General features: G+C 68.7%; 10 protein-coding genes. 4 read left to right on the top strand and 6 right to left on the bottom strand.

The annotated features are described in order from the left end of the window. Window positions 1–101: 101 nt before the first annotated feature. The 4 genes from ahcY to QHF89_RS34580 form a co-directional block, all read right to left on the bottom strand. Window positions 102–1412 carry an adenosylhomocysteinase gene (gene ahcY, locus QHF89_RS34595; protein ID WP_136968475.1) on the bottom strand — a complete coding sequence of 437 codons (1311 nt, stop codon included), beginning with the start codon at window positions 1410–1412 and terminating at the stop codon, window positions 102–104. After that, window positions 1409–2458, bottom strand: a complete 1050-nt coding sequence (locus QHF89_RS34590; RefSeq protein WP_136968476.1) for a methyltransferase — start codon at window positions 2456–2458, stop codon at window positions 1409–1411. The genes ahcY and QHF89_RS34590 overlap by 4 nt, the downstream gene beginning before the upstream one ends. Before the next feature lie 125 nt (window positions 2459–2583). After that, complete coding sequence (locus QHF89_RS34585) at window positions 2584–3867, bottom strand: M16 family metallopeptidase (protein ID WP_136968477.1); 1284 nt, start codon at window positions 3865–3867, stop codon at window positions 2584–2586. Between the two features lie 35 nt (window positions 3868–3902). Further along, window positions 3903–5681, bottom strand: coding sequence for a peptidylprolyl isomerase (locus QHF89_RS34580; RefSeq protein WP_136932544.1), 1779 nt, complete (start codon window positions 5679–5681; stop codon window positions 3903–3905). Between the two features lie 168 nt (window positions 5682–5849). Between QHF89_RS34580 and QHF89_RS34575 the strand changes: the two genes are divergently transcribed. The 4 genes from QHF89_RS34575 (at window position 5850) to QHF89_RS34560 (ending at window position 9309) form a co-directional block, all read left to right on the top strand. Next, on the top strand, window positions 5850–6356 hold the full coding sequence (locus tag QHF89_RS34575) for a hypothetical protein (protein ID WP_136968478.1): 507 nt from the start codon (window positions 5850–5852) through the stop codon (window positions 6354–6356). A gap of 120 nt (window positions 6357–6476) precedes the next feature. Next, on the top strand, window positions 6477–6812 hold the full coding sequence (locus QHF89_RS34570; protein ID WP_136968479.1) for a PilZ domain-containing protein: 336 nt from the start codon (window positions 6477–6479) through the stop codon (window positions 6810–6812). A gap of 26 nt (window positions 6813–6838) precedes the next feature. Beyond that, on the top strand, window positions 6839–7267 hold the full coding sequence (locus QHF89_RS34565; RefSeq protein WP_136932547.1) for a hypothetical protein: 429 nt from the start codon (window positions 6839–6841) through the stop codon (window positions 7265–7267). Then, window positions 7264–9309 carry an ATP-dependent DNA helicase gene (locus QHF89_RS34560; protein ID WP_284721291.1) on the top strand — a complete coding sequence of 682 codons (2046 nt, stop codon included), beginning with the start codon at window positions 7264–7266 and terminating at the stop codon, window positions 9307–9309. Before QHF89_RS34565 ends, QHF89_RS34560 begins: the two co-directional genes overlap by 4 nt. Here QHF89_RS34560 and QHF89_RS34555 read toward each other — a convergent pair. Together QHF89_RS34555 and pheT are read right to left on the bottom strand one after the other, a co-directional pair. After that, window positions 9306–11588, bottom strand: coding sequence for a CapA family protein (locus QHF89_RS34555; RefSeq protein ID WP_136968480.1), 2283 nt, complete (start codon window positions 11586–11588; stop codon window positions 9306–9308). The genes QHF89_RS34560 and QHF89_RS34555 overlap by 4 nt on opposite strands. Before the next feature lie 258 nt (window positions 11589–11846). Beyond that, the gene (gene pheT, locus QHF89_RS34550; protein WP_136968481.1) at window positions 11847–14366 is read right to left on the bottom strand and encodes a phenylalanine--tRNA ligase subunit beta; all 2520 of its coding nucleotides are present in this window, start codon (window positions 14364–14366) and stop codon (window positions 11847–11849) included. Window positions 14367–14368: the final 2 nt, after the last annotated feature.

The following is a 14368-nucleotide window of genomic DNA, read 5'->3' as shown; positions in this document are numbered from 1 at the left end:
GAAAGAGGCGGGACGAACGAGGTCGGGTCGGGGGGAGCCGGGCCCGATCGAACGGACAAACCGCGGCGCGCCTCGGAAAGGGCGCGCCGCGGCGGGCTCCGTCAGTACCGGTAGTTCTCGGGCTTGAAGGGGCCCTCGACGGACACGCCGATGTAGTCGGCTTGGTCCTTCGTGAGCTGCGTCAGCTCGACGCCGAGCTTGGCGAGGTGCAGCGCGGCCACCTTCTCGTCGAGCTTCTTCGGCAGGAGGTGCACGCCGAGCGGATACTTCTCGGTCCAGAGCGCGATCTGGGCGAGGACCTGGTTCGAGAACGAGGTCGACATCACGAACGACGGGTGGCCCGTGGCGCAGCCGAGGTTCACGAGCCGGCCGCGGGCGAGCACGATGAGGCGCTTGCCGTCGGGGAAGACGAAATGGTCGACCTGCGGCTTGATGTTCTCCTCTTTGATCTCGGGGTTCGTCTCCAGCCAGGCGATCTGGATCTCGGAGTCGAAGTGGCCGATGTTGCAGAGGATCGCTTCGTCCTTCATCCGCAGCATGTGCTCGCCGCGGACGACGTCCTTGCAGCCCGTCGCGGTCACGAAGATGTCACCGACGTGCGCGACCGCGTCGAGCGTGCGCACCTCGTAGCCCTCCATCGCGGCCTGGAGCGCGCAGATCGGGTCGATCTCCGTCACGATCACGCGCGCGCCGAGCCCGCGCAGCGACTGCGCGCAGCCCTTGCCCACGTCGCCGTAGCCGCAGACGACCGCGACCTTGCCCGCGAACATCACGTCCGTCGCGCGCTTGATGCCGTCGCCGAGCGACTCGCGGCAGCCGTAGAGGTTGTCGAACTTCGACTTCGTGACGGAGTTGTTCACGTTGAACGAAGGCACGCGGAGCAGGCCCTTGCGGTGCATGTCGTAGAGCCGGTTCACGCCCGTCGTGGTCTCCTCGCTGATGCCGCGCACCGGATCCGCGCCTTCGAAGAGCTGCGGATACTTCTCGTGGACCATCGTCGTGAGGTCACCGCCGTCGTCGAGGATCATGTTCGGGCCTTTGCCGCCCTCGAACGCGAAGAGCTGCTGCTCGATGCACCAGTCGTACTCTTCGAGCGTCTCGCCCTTCCAGGCGTAGACGGGCACGCCCGTCGCCGCGATCGCCGCGGCCGCGTGATCCTGCGTCGAGTAGATGTTGCAGCTCGTCCAGGTCACCTCGGCGCCGAGCTCGCGCAAGGTCTCGATCAGGACCGCGGTCTGGATGGTCATGTGCAGGCAGCCTGCGATGCGGGCGCCGGCGAGGGGCTTCTGCTTGCCGTACTCGGCGCGCAGCGCCATGAGGCCGGGCATCTCCTTCTCGGCGATGCGGATCTCCTTGCGGCCCCAGTCGGCGAGGCTGAGATCGGCGACCTTGAAGCGGGGTTTTTCGCTCATCGTGTCCTCTTGCTGTTCTCGGCGGTCCCTTGCGTTTCCTCGCTGTGCCGACCGACCAGTAGCTGCCAGACGAGGTGCCTGTCCGGGCCGTCCCCCTGCCAGGCGCGGGGGAGACGGCGAATCGTCACGTCCACGAGACCCGCATCGACGGCCATCCGCCGCAGCGTCTCGGGATCGAAGCCTTGCCAGAGATCGGCCTCCTGCTCGCAGAGGGCCTGATCGTCGTGCGCCTCGTAGTCGAGGACGCAGACCGCGCCGCCGCTCGGCCGCGCGAGGTGCATGAGCGCGGCCATCGCGCGCGCGGGCTTGGGCGCGTGGTGCAGGACGCGCGCGGCGAAGACCACGTCCGCGCCGCCGGCTTCACCGGCCCGCGACACGACCCGCGCGCGCAGATCGGGCGCGTCGTACTCGCCCTGCACGAGCTCCACGTTCGTGAGCTCGCGCCGCCGGATGCGCTCCTCTGCGAGCGCGAGCTGCGCTTCGGCGCGATCCACCGCGATGACGTGCGCGAAGAGCGGCGAGAGCACTTCGAGCAGCGCGCCGTCGCCCGTGCCCACGTCGACCGCGAGCGCGCGATGCGGCAGGAGCGGCGCGAGCGCGGTGAGATACGCGCCGAGCTCGAGCGGCGGCCCCGGCCGGAGCGGCCTGCCTGCGCGCGCGAAAAACTCGCGGGTCGCGGCGTCGCGCCCGGCGATCACCTCGCCGATCCGCTCCATCGTCCCGTCGGCCTCGCAGGCCGCGGTCCCGGCCCGCACGGCGTCGGCCACGACCGGATCCGTCGCGGCTCCCGGCGAGAGCCGGAGCAGCGTCCACGTGCCTTGCTTGCGCGCGAGGAGAAGCCCTGCGTCCCGGAGCGCCGCTGCGTGGCGCGAGATCTTCGGCTGGCCTTCCCGGAGCAGCTCCGACAGCTCCCCGACGCCGAGCTCCTCGGCCGCCGCCAGCGCGAGCAGCCGCGGGCGCACCGGATCCGCGAGGAGCCGGTAGAGCTCCCACCGGCTTGCGGCGTCTGAAGGCAGACGCCCGCTCGGGCCCGTCGGGTCGTGCATCACGTTTCTTGCTATATGCGTTCATGCGCATGCATGCAAGAAGGTTCTGTCCCGGCCTCCTGCTTCGTGAATCACTTCAATAACAAGGCCCGTATCCGCCCCTGTCGCGCCTCCGTTTGGGTGCGTTATCCCCCAAATCCTTTGACGGCCCGCTCCATCCGCCCCTCTTCCGCGCGGCTGAGCAGGCCCACTGCGACCGTGCTAATCCGTTCGGGACGGAACACGCGCTGCGCGGCATCCCGCACGTCGGCGATCGTGACGGTTGCGAGCTCCTCGTGCCGGGCCATCGGCGTCCGCGCGATGCTCGCGAAGGCGGCGAGGCCGTAGAAGCTCGCCATGCCGTCGGCGTCGTCGAGCATCGCCTCGACGGACCAGAGGTGACGGTTCTTCGCTTTGTCGAGCTCCTCGGGCGTCGGCCCGTGCGACGCGAGCTCGTGGACAAGGGCAAAAATCTCCTTCAGCACCACGGTCGCGCGCTCGTGCGCCGCGCCCGCGGCGATGTCGACGACGCCGTCGTCCTCGTACGCCTCGAACATGCCCGAGACGTCGTAACAGAGGCCGAGCCGGTCACAGATGCGCTCGTAGAGGCGCGTCGACATGCCGTCGTCGAGCACGCGCAGGAGCATCTCCACGCTCGGCTCGAGCTTGTCTTTTTCGCTCACCGCGCGGAACGCGACGCGCAGCTCCGTCTGGCTCGATTGGTTCTCGACGAACGAGAAGCGCGGCTTCTTCTGGCCGTTCGGCGGCGGGGCCGCGCTGATGCGGCTTCCCTTGGGCATGCTGGCGAAGGCGCGCTCGGCCGCCTTGATCACGCGATCCGGATCGAGGTTGCCCGAGAGGCAGAGGACCGCGTTCGACGTCGTGTAGTGACGTGCGTGGTGCGCGCGCAGCATCGCGTCGTCGAAGACCGCGAGCGTGTCGAGGCCGCCCGTGATCGTGTAGCCGAGTGGGTGATCCTGGTACATCAAGGCGCGCGCGAGGTTGTCGGCGTCGATGATCCGACCATCGTCGTCGAGATCCTCGAGGATCTCCTCGCGCACGATCCCGCGCTCGATTTCGAGATCGGAGAAGCGCGGCTCCGTCGTCACCTCACCGAGCAGGGAGATCACCTGCTCGAAGTTCCGTGGCGGCACGGAGATGCTCATCACGCCGTGATCCACGTACGTCGCGGCGTAGAGCGTTCCGCCGAGCCGCTCGAACGCGAGGGCCTGGGCGTGGGCCGAGGGGAGATCTTTCGTCCCCCGGAAGACCATGTGCTCCAGGAAGTGCGAGATCCCGTTCGTCTTGGAGGTTTCGAAGCGGGATCCCGTGCGCAGGAAGAGCGCCGCGACCGCGCGGTGCACGCTCGGCTGCGGGACGATGACGAGAGGAAGTCCGTTCGGGAGGACGAGGTCGTGGTGGAGCAGCATCCGCCCTCACGAATGATGCATTCAGAGCCGTTCCGCTACTCGCCCAGGTCCTCGCCGCCTTCCTTGGGCGGCTTCGCTTCCGTCGTGAACTCCGCGCCGCCGAACTTGATCTCCGTTCCGAGCGTGTTGCGCAGGCGCGAGATGTAGGCAACGAGCGCGTCTTCCTGCTTCTCCTCGCGGAACTGGGCCATGAACATCGCGCGGTCCTTCTCCCACTCCTCCTTCGAGGCGGGCTTTTTCTCCTTCAGGACCATCACGGCGTAGCCGTTGAAGAGCTGGACGATCTCGTCCGCGGCATCACCCGGCTTCTCCAGCTTGAAGGCCTGCGTCGCGGCGTTCGAGCCCGGCATCATGCCGGGGATCGGGCTGCCCGAGGCGTTGAAGGGGAGGCTCGACTCCACGATGGGGCGCTGCGGGTGCTTGCGCACGGGCGACTCGGCCGCGGCCTCGTCCTTCGCCTCGTCCTTCTTGTCGCCTTTTTTCTCGTCCTTCTTCGCCTTGTCGTCCTTCTTCTCGTCCTTCTTGGCGAGCTTCGCCTCAAGCTCGGAGAGGTAGGTCTCGACGGCCTGGTCGAGTGTCTTGCCGCCCTTCACCGCGGCGAGGATCGTCTTCGCGGCCTCGGCCGTCAGGCGCTCGGTCTCGAATTTGAGGTAGAGGTCCTCGTCGACCTCGGCGCGGCCCACGGCCTCGGCTTCGAGGTCCTTCGCGACCTTGTCGACGAGCACGAGGTGATAGCCGAACTCGCTCTCGACGATGTCCGTCACCTTGCCGGGCTCGGCCTTGAGCATCGCGTCCTCGAAGGGCTTGACCATCTTGCCCTTCGTCACGCAGCCGAGCAGGCCGCCGCGCTCAGCGCTGCCGTCCTCGCTCATCGCGCGCGCCACGTCCGCAAAACGCTCGCCCTTGTCGAGCCGCGCCTTCGCCTGCTCGATCTTCTCCTTGGCCTTCGCCTTCGCGTCCGCGGGGTCGGCGTTGTCCTGATCGATCTTCGCGAGGATGTGGCGGGTCACGCGACACTCGGGCAGGTACGAGGACTTGCGCGAGTTCCACGTGCGCTCCTCCTCCTCCTTGTTCAGCGCGACCCACGCGTCGATCGCCTTCTGCGACTTGTCGGCCACGAGATCCGCGAAGAAGCGTTTGTCGAGGCGGACGTAGGAGACGGAGGCCGTCGACTTGTCCTGGTTGTACCGCGCGAACGCCTCCGCCTCGCCCACGACCGCGCGCGAGCGCACGAGCTCACGCATGCGCGCCGCGACGATCTCTTCCTTCTGGTACTCGCGGAACTCCTGCGGGCTCATCTTGGCGACCATACGGACCTCGCGCTCATATGCTTTGAGGTCGAACTTTCCGGTCTGCCGATTCTTGACGTTCAGGTAGCGGATCATCGGGCCGCCGAGGTTCATGTACGCGGCGCCGCGCGGATCGACCACGCGGCCGTCGGGCATCATGACGGGCGCGAGCGGCATCGAGACGTGCATCCGGCCCGAGGTGAGCTCGGCGTTGAGCTCGTCCTCCGAGATCGTGATCCCGAGCCGCTTCGCGTCCTCGTTGAGGAGCTGTCGCTCGACCAGGCCTTCGGCCGTGATCTTGCGGAGGTTGCGCTGCCGCATCCACTCCTGGTCGGCGCCGCGCGGGGCGAGCATGCGATACGAGGCCCAGAAATGGCCCGACGAGATGCAGGTCCCGCGGATCTCCACGGCGCACCTCGCAGACTCGACCATCTGCTGCCCTGCGTTCGGCCGGAACTGGACGATGAAGACGAGGGCGATGGCGATGACGGCGAAGCCGCCCAGGATGCTTGTCAACTTGTTCACGTGCTCGAGCTCCGCATCCGGCGTGGCGAGGGTCAGAAGCCTCGCAGGGGATCAACCGAGGCCCCGGCATAGCACGACTTCAAGAGGGAGGCGCTGGGGGAGAAGGCTTCCTTTGCCCGCGTCGAACGGCTCGACCGCCCGGCGCGTGATGAGTAAGCTCCGGGTCCCATGGCCACACCGAAAAACATGCTGCCGGATTGCGGGCTCTACCTGACGTCGCAGCCGCTTCCGGGCAACGAGCAGAAGGTCCCTGCCAACACGATCGTGTATTTCCACAATCACTCGGACAGCGGCCTTCCTCAGGTCATCGCGCCCGACCACAACATCCACAACCGCTGGCATTTCCACGGCCCGGGCATCGAGTTCCGCGGGCTGAACTGGGCGGGCACGTTGAAGAAGCTCACGCCCGAAGGGTTTTACACGCTGCGCCGCGAGCTCACCTTCGAAGGCGGCTCCTGGCCGAAGGGCGCGATCGTCCAGCTCGGCTACACCCGCGAGGGCGACCCGATCCTGTTCATCGGCCGTGTCCGATCGCGCCTCGACGAGAACGACCTCTTCTTCTCGGACAAAGGCCTCAAGCTGAAGCGTGATCAGCTCAACGTCCTCGAGCCGGCCCCCGTGTTCCAGGAGCCCGACGACGGCTCGAGCGGCCACGCCCCGAACGCCACGCATTGAGCCTCGGGCGGACCCAACCGGAAAAGCCGTACGTCGGCTGACAACACGAGGCTCGCTGCTACGCTCCCGAGCCTCGTGAAACGCCGCTCTTTGACGCCGACCACGTGCGCTCCTCCCACCATGGCCAAGCTCGGGCGTCGCGCCTCGACGCGCCGCCCGTTCACCGAACGGGTCGTGTTTCGTCGCGGAGAGCGGGAGGTGCACGGCTTCGCGCTCAACATCAGCCTGGGTGGGTTGCGCGCGATCCTCGATGAGCCAGTGGGGCTCGGCGACTGCTTCGAGGTGAGCCTTGGCGAAGAGGGCTCGCGATCGGGGCGGGTCGTCTGGATCCAGGAGGAGCTCGGCGGCGCGATTGTGGGCCTTGCGTTCCTCGACGTGGCAACCGCGGCGCGCGAGGCCGAGCCGCCTCTTGACGTTTCTCCACGAAGTTGCGAGCCTTGGGCCCGGTCCAAATAATCTGGGGGGCCCGGAACGATCGGACGATGCCGACGCCGGCCGAAGTCAAAAAAGCTTTGATCGCCGCAGGGTTCGAGGTGTACCGCACGCGCGGTGACGTCGTGCACGTCGCCGAGCGCGCGCGGGAGAACCTCATCATGGACTCGGGCGTGCGTGTGCACGCGACCGAGGTCGCGGTGAGCCTCGTGCTGCGCGCGCAGCGCACCGATTTCCCGCACGACCCGGACGACGACATGTTCGAGCGCGCGCGCGGGCTCGGCGTCGCCGCGCGGGAACGCGGGTATCTCGAGGTCGGGACGCAGGTCACGCGCCTGCCGGATCCGAGCGACGAAGAACGCACGCTCGATAGCTGGTTCGAGGTCTCCTTCGAGAAGCGCGTGGCGGGGCTCGACGAGGCGATGGCCGAGGTCGGCTTCGCGCTCTCGCTCGAGAAGGCGGCGTCGCGGTCGTCGTGAGCGACGACGACGACGACGTCGAGGCCGACGAAGGGCAAGAAGAGCCAGCGAGGGAAGGGCGTTCGCGTCGGCTCCTCGGGCCGAGCGGGCCGCTCGCGCGGGCGTTCGAGGGCTACGAGGATCGCGAGGGGCAGCTCGCGATGGCCGACGCGGTGGAGCGCGCGCTCGACGAGGATCGCGTGCTGCTCTGCGAGGCGGGCACGGGCACGGGCAAGACGCTCGCGTACCTCGTCCCGGCGATCCTGAGCGGGCGCAAGGTCGTGATCTCCACGGCGACGAAGGCGCTCGAAGAGCAGATTTTTGCGAAGGATCTGCCGCTCGTGGCCGAGTACCTCGGTCTGCGCGTGTCGGCCGCGCTCGTGAAGGGGCTCGGGAACTACCTCTGCCTGCGGCGCCTCGACGAGCTGCGGACGAGCCCCGAGGCGAACCACGACGCGGGCGTGATGCGCTCGCTGCCGGTCGTGGAGGCGTGGGCGCGCGAGACCGAGGTTGGTGATCTCTCGGAGCTCGTGACGCTCGCCGAGTCGGATCCGATCCGGCGCGAGGTGTGCTCGTCGAGCGAGACGCGCATCGGATCGGCGTGCCCGTTTTTCGAAAAATGCTTCGTCACGCGCATGAAACGCGAGGCCGAAGAGGCGCGCGTGCTCGTGGTGAACCATCACCTCTTCTTCGCGGATCTCTCGCTCAAGCTCGGCCGCGGCAACGTCCCCGGTGCGGGCGCGTTGCCCCCGTACGACGCGGTGATCTTCGACGAAGCGCACGAGCTCGAGGACATCGCGACCGAGTTTTTTGGGACGCGCATCTCGGGATCGCGCGTCGACTCGATGCTGCGGGACGCCGATCGCGCCTTCATCGCGAGCGGGCTCGCCGATCGGATCCTCGGGCGAGGGGAGGGGACCGCGATCGTGGCGATCGTGCGCGAGGCAGCGGATCGATTTTTCGCGGCGGTCGCGCGGGTCGCCGGCGAGGCTGCGCGCGAGGGGCGCGTGGAGCTCAAGCGCGAGGTGTGGGCGGGCGAGCTCGTGGATGCGTATCACCACTTCGACGAGGCGCTCGAAGCGCTCGCGGGGTACGCGTCGGCGCACGCGATCACGGAGGCGGTCGCGCTCGTCGGCACGCGGGCGGAGACGCTGCGCGCGGACGCGGCGAAGATCGTGGATGGCAAGTCGAACCAGGTGACGTGGGTCGAGGTGCGCGCGCGCTCCGTGTCGGTGGGCGCGTCGGCTGTGGACGTCGGCTGGTTGTTTCGCGAAGGCGTCTTCGAGCGGATCGGCGGCGTGGTGCTGACGAGCGCGACGATGACCGCAAAAGCAGGGGATTTCAGGTTTTTGCGCACGCGCCTCGGCCTCGACGAGCGCGTCACGGTGCCGGTCGACGAGCTCGTCGTGCCGTCGCCGTTCGACTACGCGTCGCGCGCGCTGCTCTACACGCCGCGGGATCTGCCGGAGGCTTCGGAGCCTGCGTTCCTCGCGGCGTCGGCGGACCGGATCGTGGAGCTCGTCGACATCGTGGGCGGCGGCGCGTTCGTTCTTTGCACCTCCAACCGTTCCATGGTCGCGCTCGGCCGCGCGCTCGCGGGCCGGGTGCCGGGGCCGCTCATGGTGCAGGGGCAGGCGCCGAAGCGGATGCTGCTCTCGAAGTTCCGCGCCGCGCACCACGCGGTCCTCGTGGCCACGATGAGCTTCTGGGAGGGCGTGGACGTGCCGGGGGATGCGCTTCGGCTCGTGGTGATCGACAAGATTCCGTTCGCCGTGCCCACGGATCCCGTGGTCGTCGCGCGATCGCAGGCGATCGAGCAGGCGGGGCACTCCCCGTTCGCGACGTACACCGTGCCGCAGGCGGCGATCACGCTGAAGCAAGGGTTCGGCCGGTTGATACGGACGCGGCAGGATCGGGGGATCGTGGCGATCCTCGATCGACGGGTGCGGACGCGTGGCTACGGCGCGCTCTTGCTCGACGGATTACCGCCGGCCGCGCGCACCGAGCGCATCGACGAGGTGAAGGCTTTTTGGGCGAGGATCCTGGCGGAGGATTCTGCCTAGAACGCGGTGAACGTGCGGTGCCCGAGCGTGACGCCGAGCGAGGAGACGCCCGCCGCCACGTTGGTGAAGCGCACGTGGCTCCAGTTGTTCGGCGCGGGGATCTCGAAGCCGTTCAAGGCGTAGATCGAGCTCTTCTCCCAGCGGATGAGGCTGAAGTCGTCGATGAAGATGCGCGCCTCGCCCGTCGCCGGGGGCGAGGTCCTGAAGTAGAAGCGCGCGCTCGTCGCGTTCGAGGCGGCCGTGACGTTCACGATGAACTGCGTCCAGCCGTATGTGCTCGCGCTCTTCGTGTACGAGTCGGTGGTGCTCAGCGTTGTGCCGCTGTCGCTGTACATGCGCGTCGTGAGCGTGAAGGGGCCCGCGTTGTCGCCGCGGATCCAGCCCGTGATCGTGAGCTTCGAGCCGCCGGGGAAGGACACGCGGTTGTTGTTGTAGACCGTGATCTCCGTCGAGTTCGACGCGTTCCGCAGCATCACGAGCGCGCCCATGCCGCTGCGCACGACGCTGTTCTCCACGTAGCGGACCGTGCTCTGGTCCCACGCCGCGCCCTCGCTGAAATCGCCGTCGACGTCGAGATCCTCGAAGTCCCCGTTGATGAGCAGCTCGCGGCCCCACTCGACCGTCGCGCTCGCGCTCGACTTCACGTACGAGAGCGAGTCCGAAGGCGCGTTCCGCGCAAACGCGATGGGCCCGGTCGTCTGGCTCGTGACGGCCGCGTTGAGCGATTGGTTCGTCGTCGACGTCGTGTACTGCGAGGTCGATCGGAGCGCGACGATGCGGTGCCCCGTGGGGAACACGACGGCGCCGGAGAGCCCGTCCGCGATGTTCTGGCCGGCCGGGCTCTTCGGCAGGTGCGTCGAGAGGTGCCCGAAATGCCGCCCCATACGCGCGAGACCGTCGCCCGCGACGAGCTTCGGCACGTAGCCCTCGATGCTGATCGGGATCAGATCCAGCCGCGCGACGTCGAAGCCGCCGCCCGCGAGCACGTCGACGTCCGCGATCGCGAGGATCGACTGGAAGGTCTCGTGGACGTCCTGATCGAAGACGAAGTTGCCGAGGGACATCAGCACGAAGCGCGGCGTCCCGCCCACGTTCACGAGGCCGATGCCCTGCGCGGTGTGCGTGTGGTGGGCGACGACCATCCCGGCGCCCCGGTTCGCGAGCGAGATGAACTTCGAGCGCATCGAGTTCGAGGGGAACTCGCTGTACTCCACGCCGCCGTGGATCATGGGGATCGCGAAGCGCTCGGGCGTCTCGTCGTCGATGAACGCGTTCATGTTCGCGCTCGACGCCTCGAGCGCGCCCGCCTTGTCCGGATCACGGGCGACGAGCAGGTAGTCGAGATCCGACGAGCCGTCGGAGACGAGCTCGCTGAAGCCGAGCAGCGAGAGCGGCACGCTGTTCAGCGTGCGGAAGATCGTGGTGCCCTCGGCGTTCGTATCGTTCGAGCCCACGCCGCACCAGTCGAGCCCCGCGTTCGAGACGTGGAGCATCGAGTCGGTCACGCCCGTCGTGAGGTAGTCGAAGATGTGGTTGTTCGCGAGGTCGACGCCGTCGATGCCCGCGTACGTGATGCCCGCGAGCGTCTCGGGGTACGAGAAGAACGTGTAGTCCTTGTACGGATGCGGCGTGCTCGTGTCCGAGGTGATCGGGGACTCGAGGTTCACGATCGTGTAGTCCGCCGAGGAGAGGGCGTCGCGCACGTAGGAGAAGATCGCCTGCGCGTCGGCGGCGCGCGTCGCAGGGCGGATGAGGTCGCCCGCCTCGCCTTCGATGCCGTCGGCGTCGAGGTCGGTGAAGCGACGGCCGAGCATGGTGTCGCCGCCGAAGATCAGGCGCACGCGGCCCGCCTTCGTCGGGTTCATGGAGATCGTGCCCGTGCTCGTGATCGTCTCGCTCGTCGGCCGGTGCAGGTCGACGGGGATGATCTCGCTGTAGTGGCCGGAGGCAGTGATCTTGAGCAGCACGTTCCGGCGCTTGAGGCCCGTGATCGTGAAGCCGCCGGACGCGTTCGTGGTCGCCGTCTTGCCCGCGTTCGTCACGCCGTCGCCCCAGGCGAGGACGGTCACCGTGGCGCCCGTGAGGGCCTGGCCCGCGCGGTTCTTGATCGTGCCGCTCAGGCTGATGGTGGTCTGCGCGTACGTCGTGTCGAACGTCGCTTCGCTCGTGTCGAACTGGTAGGGCTGCGCGTGCGCGACCGTCGGCGCGAAGGCGCTCGTGATGCCGAGGCACACGAGCCCAGCCCGAAGGTGTTTCCCAGTGATGTGGGTCTCCGCCATGGTCCTCCGTCCCGTCCTTGAGGGGTCGACAGGGGACCAGAGAGCGCTCACGAGGAGGGAAAGGCCAGGTTCGACGCGAGCGCTCGCGGGCCCCGATAGCAAATTTCAGTGTTTTCCGGGTGGACCGAGCCCGTCAATCGTTGCCGGCGAGAACTCTCGTTCAGGGGGCGCCCACGCTACGGCCGCACGCGAAAAGGCGTCCGTCCGCGCAACGCGGTAGGAATTTTGTGGACGTGCTTCGAGGAGGAGGGACGGAGCTCAGGCGCGGAGCGTGGCGCCGAAGCGGGCGTGGACGGTCTCGAGGACGGACTTGTGTCGCCGGTCGACCTCCTCGTCCGTGAGGGTGCGCGCCTTCTCGGGATCGGTCGCGGCACGCGGGTCGCGGTAGACGACGTGGAAGGCGAGGGAGCGATGGCCCGCGGGGATGCTACCGCCGCGGAAGAGGTCGAAGACCTCCACGGACTCGCAGAGCTCGCCGCCGGCCTCGCGGATGGCCGTGCCGACCGCGCCCGCCTCGACCTCGTCCGAGACGACGAGTGCGACGTCGCGCGTCGCGGCGGGCAGCGTCGGGATCGGGCGGTACTGCGGCCGCGCCGCGCCGACCTCGCCGAGGGCGCGGAGATCGAGCTCCACGAGGACCGCGGAGCCATCGAGGTCGAGCTTGTCGACGACGTCGGGGTGCAGGACGCCGAACGCGCCGACGACACGCCCCTTCACGAGGATCTGCCCCGCCGCGCGCGGGTGCAGGTACGGCGCGCGCGTCGCCTCGGGCTGGTGCGCGACGTCGGCCTTTTCGTGGGTGACGCGCTCGACGATCTCGAGGGCCACGCCCTTTGCGTCGTACACGTCGACCTCGACCGGCTTTTGCAGCGGCGAGCGGCGGTAGCCGGCGAGCACCGCGGCGAACGAGGGGACCTCGTCGGCGAGCGGCGCGCGCGTGGGATCGGCGAGGAAACGTGAACCGACCGTGAAGATCCGGACGTCGGGGACGCCGTGCCTGCGGGCGCGCCGCACGGCTTCGAGCAGGCCCGGGAGCAGCGACGTGCGCATCACGGAGCGATCCTGCGTGAGCGGGTTCAAGAGGCGGAACGGCGCCGGCGGCAGGCCGAGCGCTTCGATCTCCTCGGCCGAGACGAAGCCGTACGTGATCGCCTCCGAGAGCCCCACGGAGACGGCCGCGCCGCGCACGCGGAGCGAGAGATCAAACGTGTGGCGCGGAGGCTGCGGCCGCAGGGCCGGGAGCACCGTGGGCACGGTGCCGAGGCCACGCACGCGGACGACCTCCTCGACGAGGTCCGCCTCGCCGGCGATGTCGGGCCGGTGCGAGGGCGGGATGACGTCGGCGTACGCTTGTTCGCCTTCGCCGTGCGTGCCGCGGACCTCGAACCCGAGGCGCGTCAGGATGTCGGTCGCCTCGGGGAGCGGGACGTCCGTGCCGAGCAGCGCGTTCATGCGCGCGGCGCGCAGGCGCACGGGCTCGCGGGCCGGGATCTTCGCGCCGGCGAGGATCGGCTCGCGGGCCGCTGCGCCACCCGCGAGCTCCGTGAGCCGCGTGGTCGCGTAGGCGAGCGCGTCTTCGAGCGAGCCGTGATCGACGCCACGCTCGAAGCGGTGGCTCGACTCGGTATGCATGCCGTGCCTGCGCGCGGTGCGCCGCACGCCGCGCGGCGCGAAGTAGGCGCATTCGAGGAGCACGCGCGTGGTGTTCGCGTGGATTTCGCTGTTCGCGCCGCCCATGATGCCCGCGAGCGCGGTCGGCCCCTCGGCGTCTGCGATGACGAGATCATCCGCGTCGAGCTTGCGATTTTCGCCGTCGAGCGTCTTCAAGGGCTCGCCCGGCGTGGCGCGGCGCACGAGGATCTGGCTGCCGCGCACGTCGTTCAGATCAAACGCGTGCATCGGCTGCCCGTACTCGAGCAGCACGAGGTTCGTCACGTCGACGACGTTCGAGATCGAACGAACGCCGAGGCTCTCCAGCCGGTAGCGCAGCCACGTGGGCGAGGGGCCGATCGTCACGCCGAGCACGAGGCCCGCGCCGTACTGCGGGCAACGCTCGGTGTCGTCGATCCGCACGGACACGTGGCGCGACACGGTCTCGCCCTCGGCGAAACGCGCGGGCGCCTTCGGCGTGGGCTTTTTCCACGGCAGGTTGAAGAGCGCCGCGATCTCGCGCGCGAGGCCGATGTGGCCGAGCGCGTCCGGACGGTTGGGGGTCAAACCAAGGTGGAGGATGTAGTCGTGCACCTCGGGCATGGCCTCGCGGAGCGGCGTGCCCGGCGCGGCGAGGCCCTTCGGCAGGATCAGGATCCCCGCGTCCTCGTCCTTGCTCGCGACCGCGGAGAGACCAAGCTCGCGCTCGGAGCAGAGCATGCCCTCGCTGATGACGCCGCCGATCTCGCGCGGCGTGAGCGTCATGTTCACGGCCGGCAGGTGCGCGCCGAGGGGCGCGAACGCCACGAGGCCGCCCGGCTCGGGCACGTTCGGCGCGCCGCAGACGATACGTTGCTGGGGGTTCGGGGGCGCAGCTCCGCTTGTCGGAGCGGAGCCCCCGAGCGTCGACGAAACGCCGCGATTGATTGTGACGAGCTTAAGCTTCGCCCGCGACGGGTGCGGCTCGTAGGCCTTCACCTCGGCCACGACGAGTGTCTTCGTGCCCTCGCCGAACTCGGTGATCGCCTCGACCTCGATCCCGGCGTGCGTCAGTCGCCGCCCGATCTCTTCGGGCGAAGCATCGAGACCGGGGATGAGCTCGCGAATCCAGCGGTAAGAGGCCTTCATGA

Origin of the sequence: Polyangium sorediatum, assembly GCF_029946465.1 — a bacterium.
GTDB classification, from domain to species: Bacteria; Myxococcota_A; Polyangia; order Polyangiales; family Polyangiaceae; genus Polyangium; species Polyangium fumosum.
Note: the sequence above shows the minus strand (reverse complement) of the source record. Positions and strands in the feature narration are given on the sequence as shown.

Bases quoted from the DNA above. Each gene is read 5' to 3' on its own strand.
- ahcY (WP_136968475.1), bottom strand. From the start codon at position 1,412: ATGAGCGAAAAACCCCGCTTCAAGGTCGCCGATCTCAGCCTCGCCGAC.
- QHF89_RS34590 (WP_136968476.1), bottom strand. From the start codon at position 2,458: ATGCACGACCCGACGGGCCCGAGCGGGCGTCTGCCTTCAGACGCCGCA.
- QHF89_RS34585 (WP_136968477.1), bottom strand. From the start codon at position 3,867: ATGCTGCTCCACCACGACCTCGTCCTCCCGAACGGACTTCCTCTCGTC.
- QHF89_RS34575 (WP_136968478.1), top strand. From the start codon at position 5,850: ATGGCCACACCGAAAAACATGCTGCCGGATTGCGGGCTCTACCTGACG.
- QHF89_RS34570 (WP_136968479.1), top strand. From the start codon at position 6,477: ATGGCCAAGCTCGGGCGTCGCGCCTCGACGCGCCGCCCGTTCACCGAA.
- QHF89_RS34565 (WP_136932547.1), top strand. From the start codon at position 6,839: ATGCCGACGCCGGCCGAAGTCAAAAAAGCTTTGATCGCCGCAGGGTTC.
- QHF89_RS34555 (WP_136968480.1), bottom strand. From the start codon at position 11,588: ATGGCGGAGACCCACATCACTGGGAAACACCTTCGGGCTGGGCTCGTG.
- pheT (WP_136968481.1), bottom strand. From the start codon at position 14,366: ATGAAGGCCTCTTACCGCTGGATTCGCGAGCTCATCCCCGGTCTCGAT.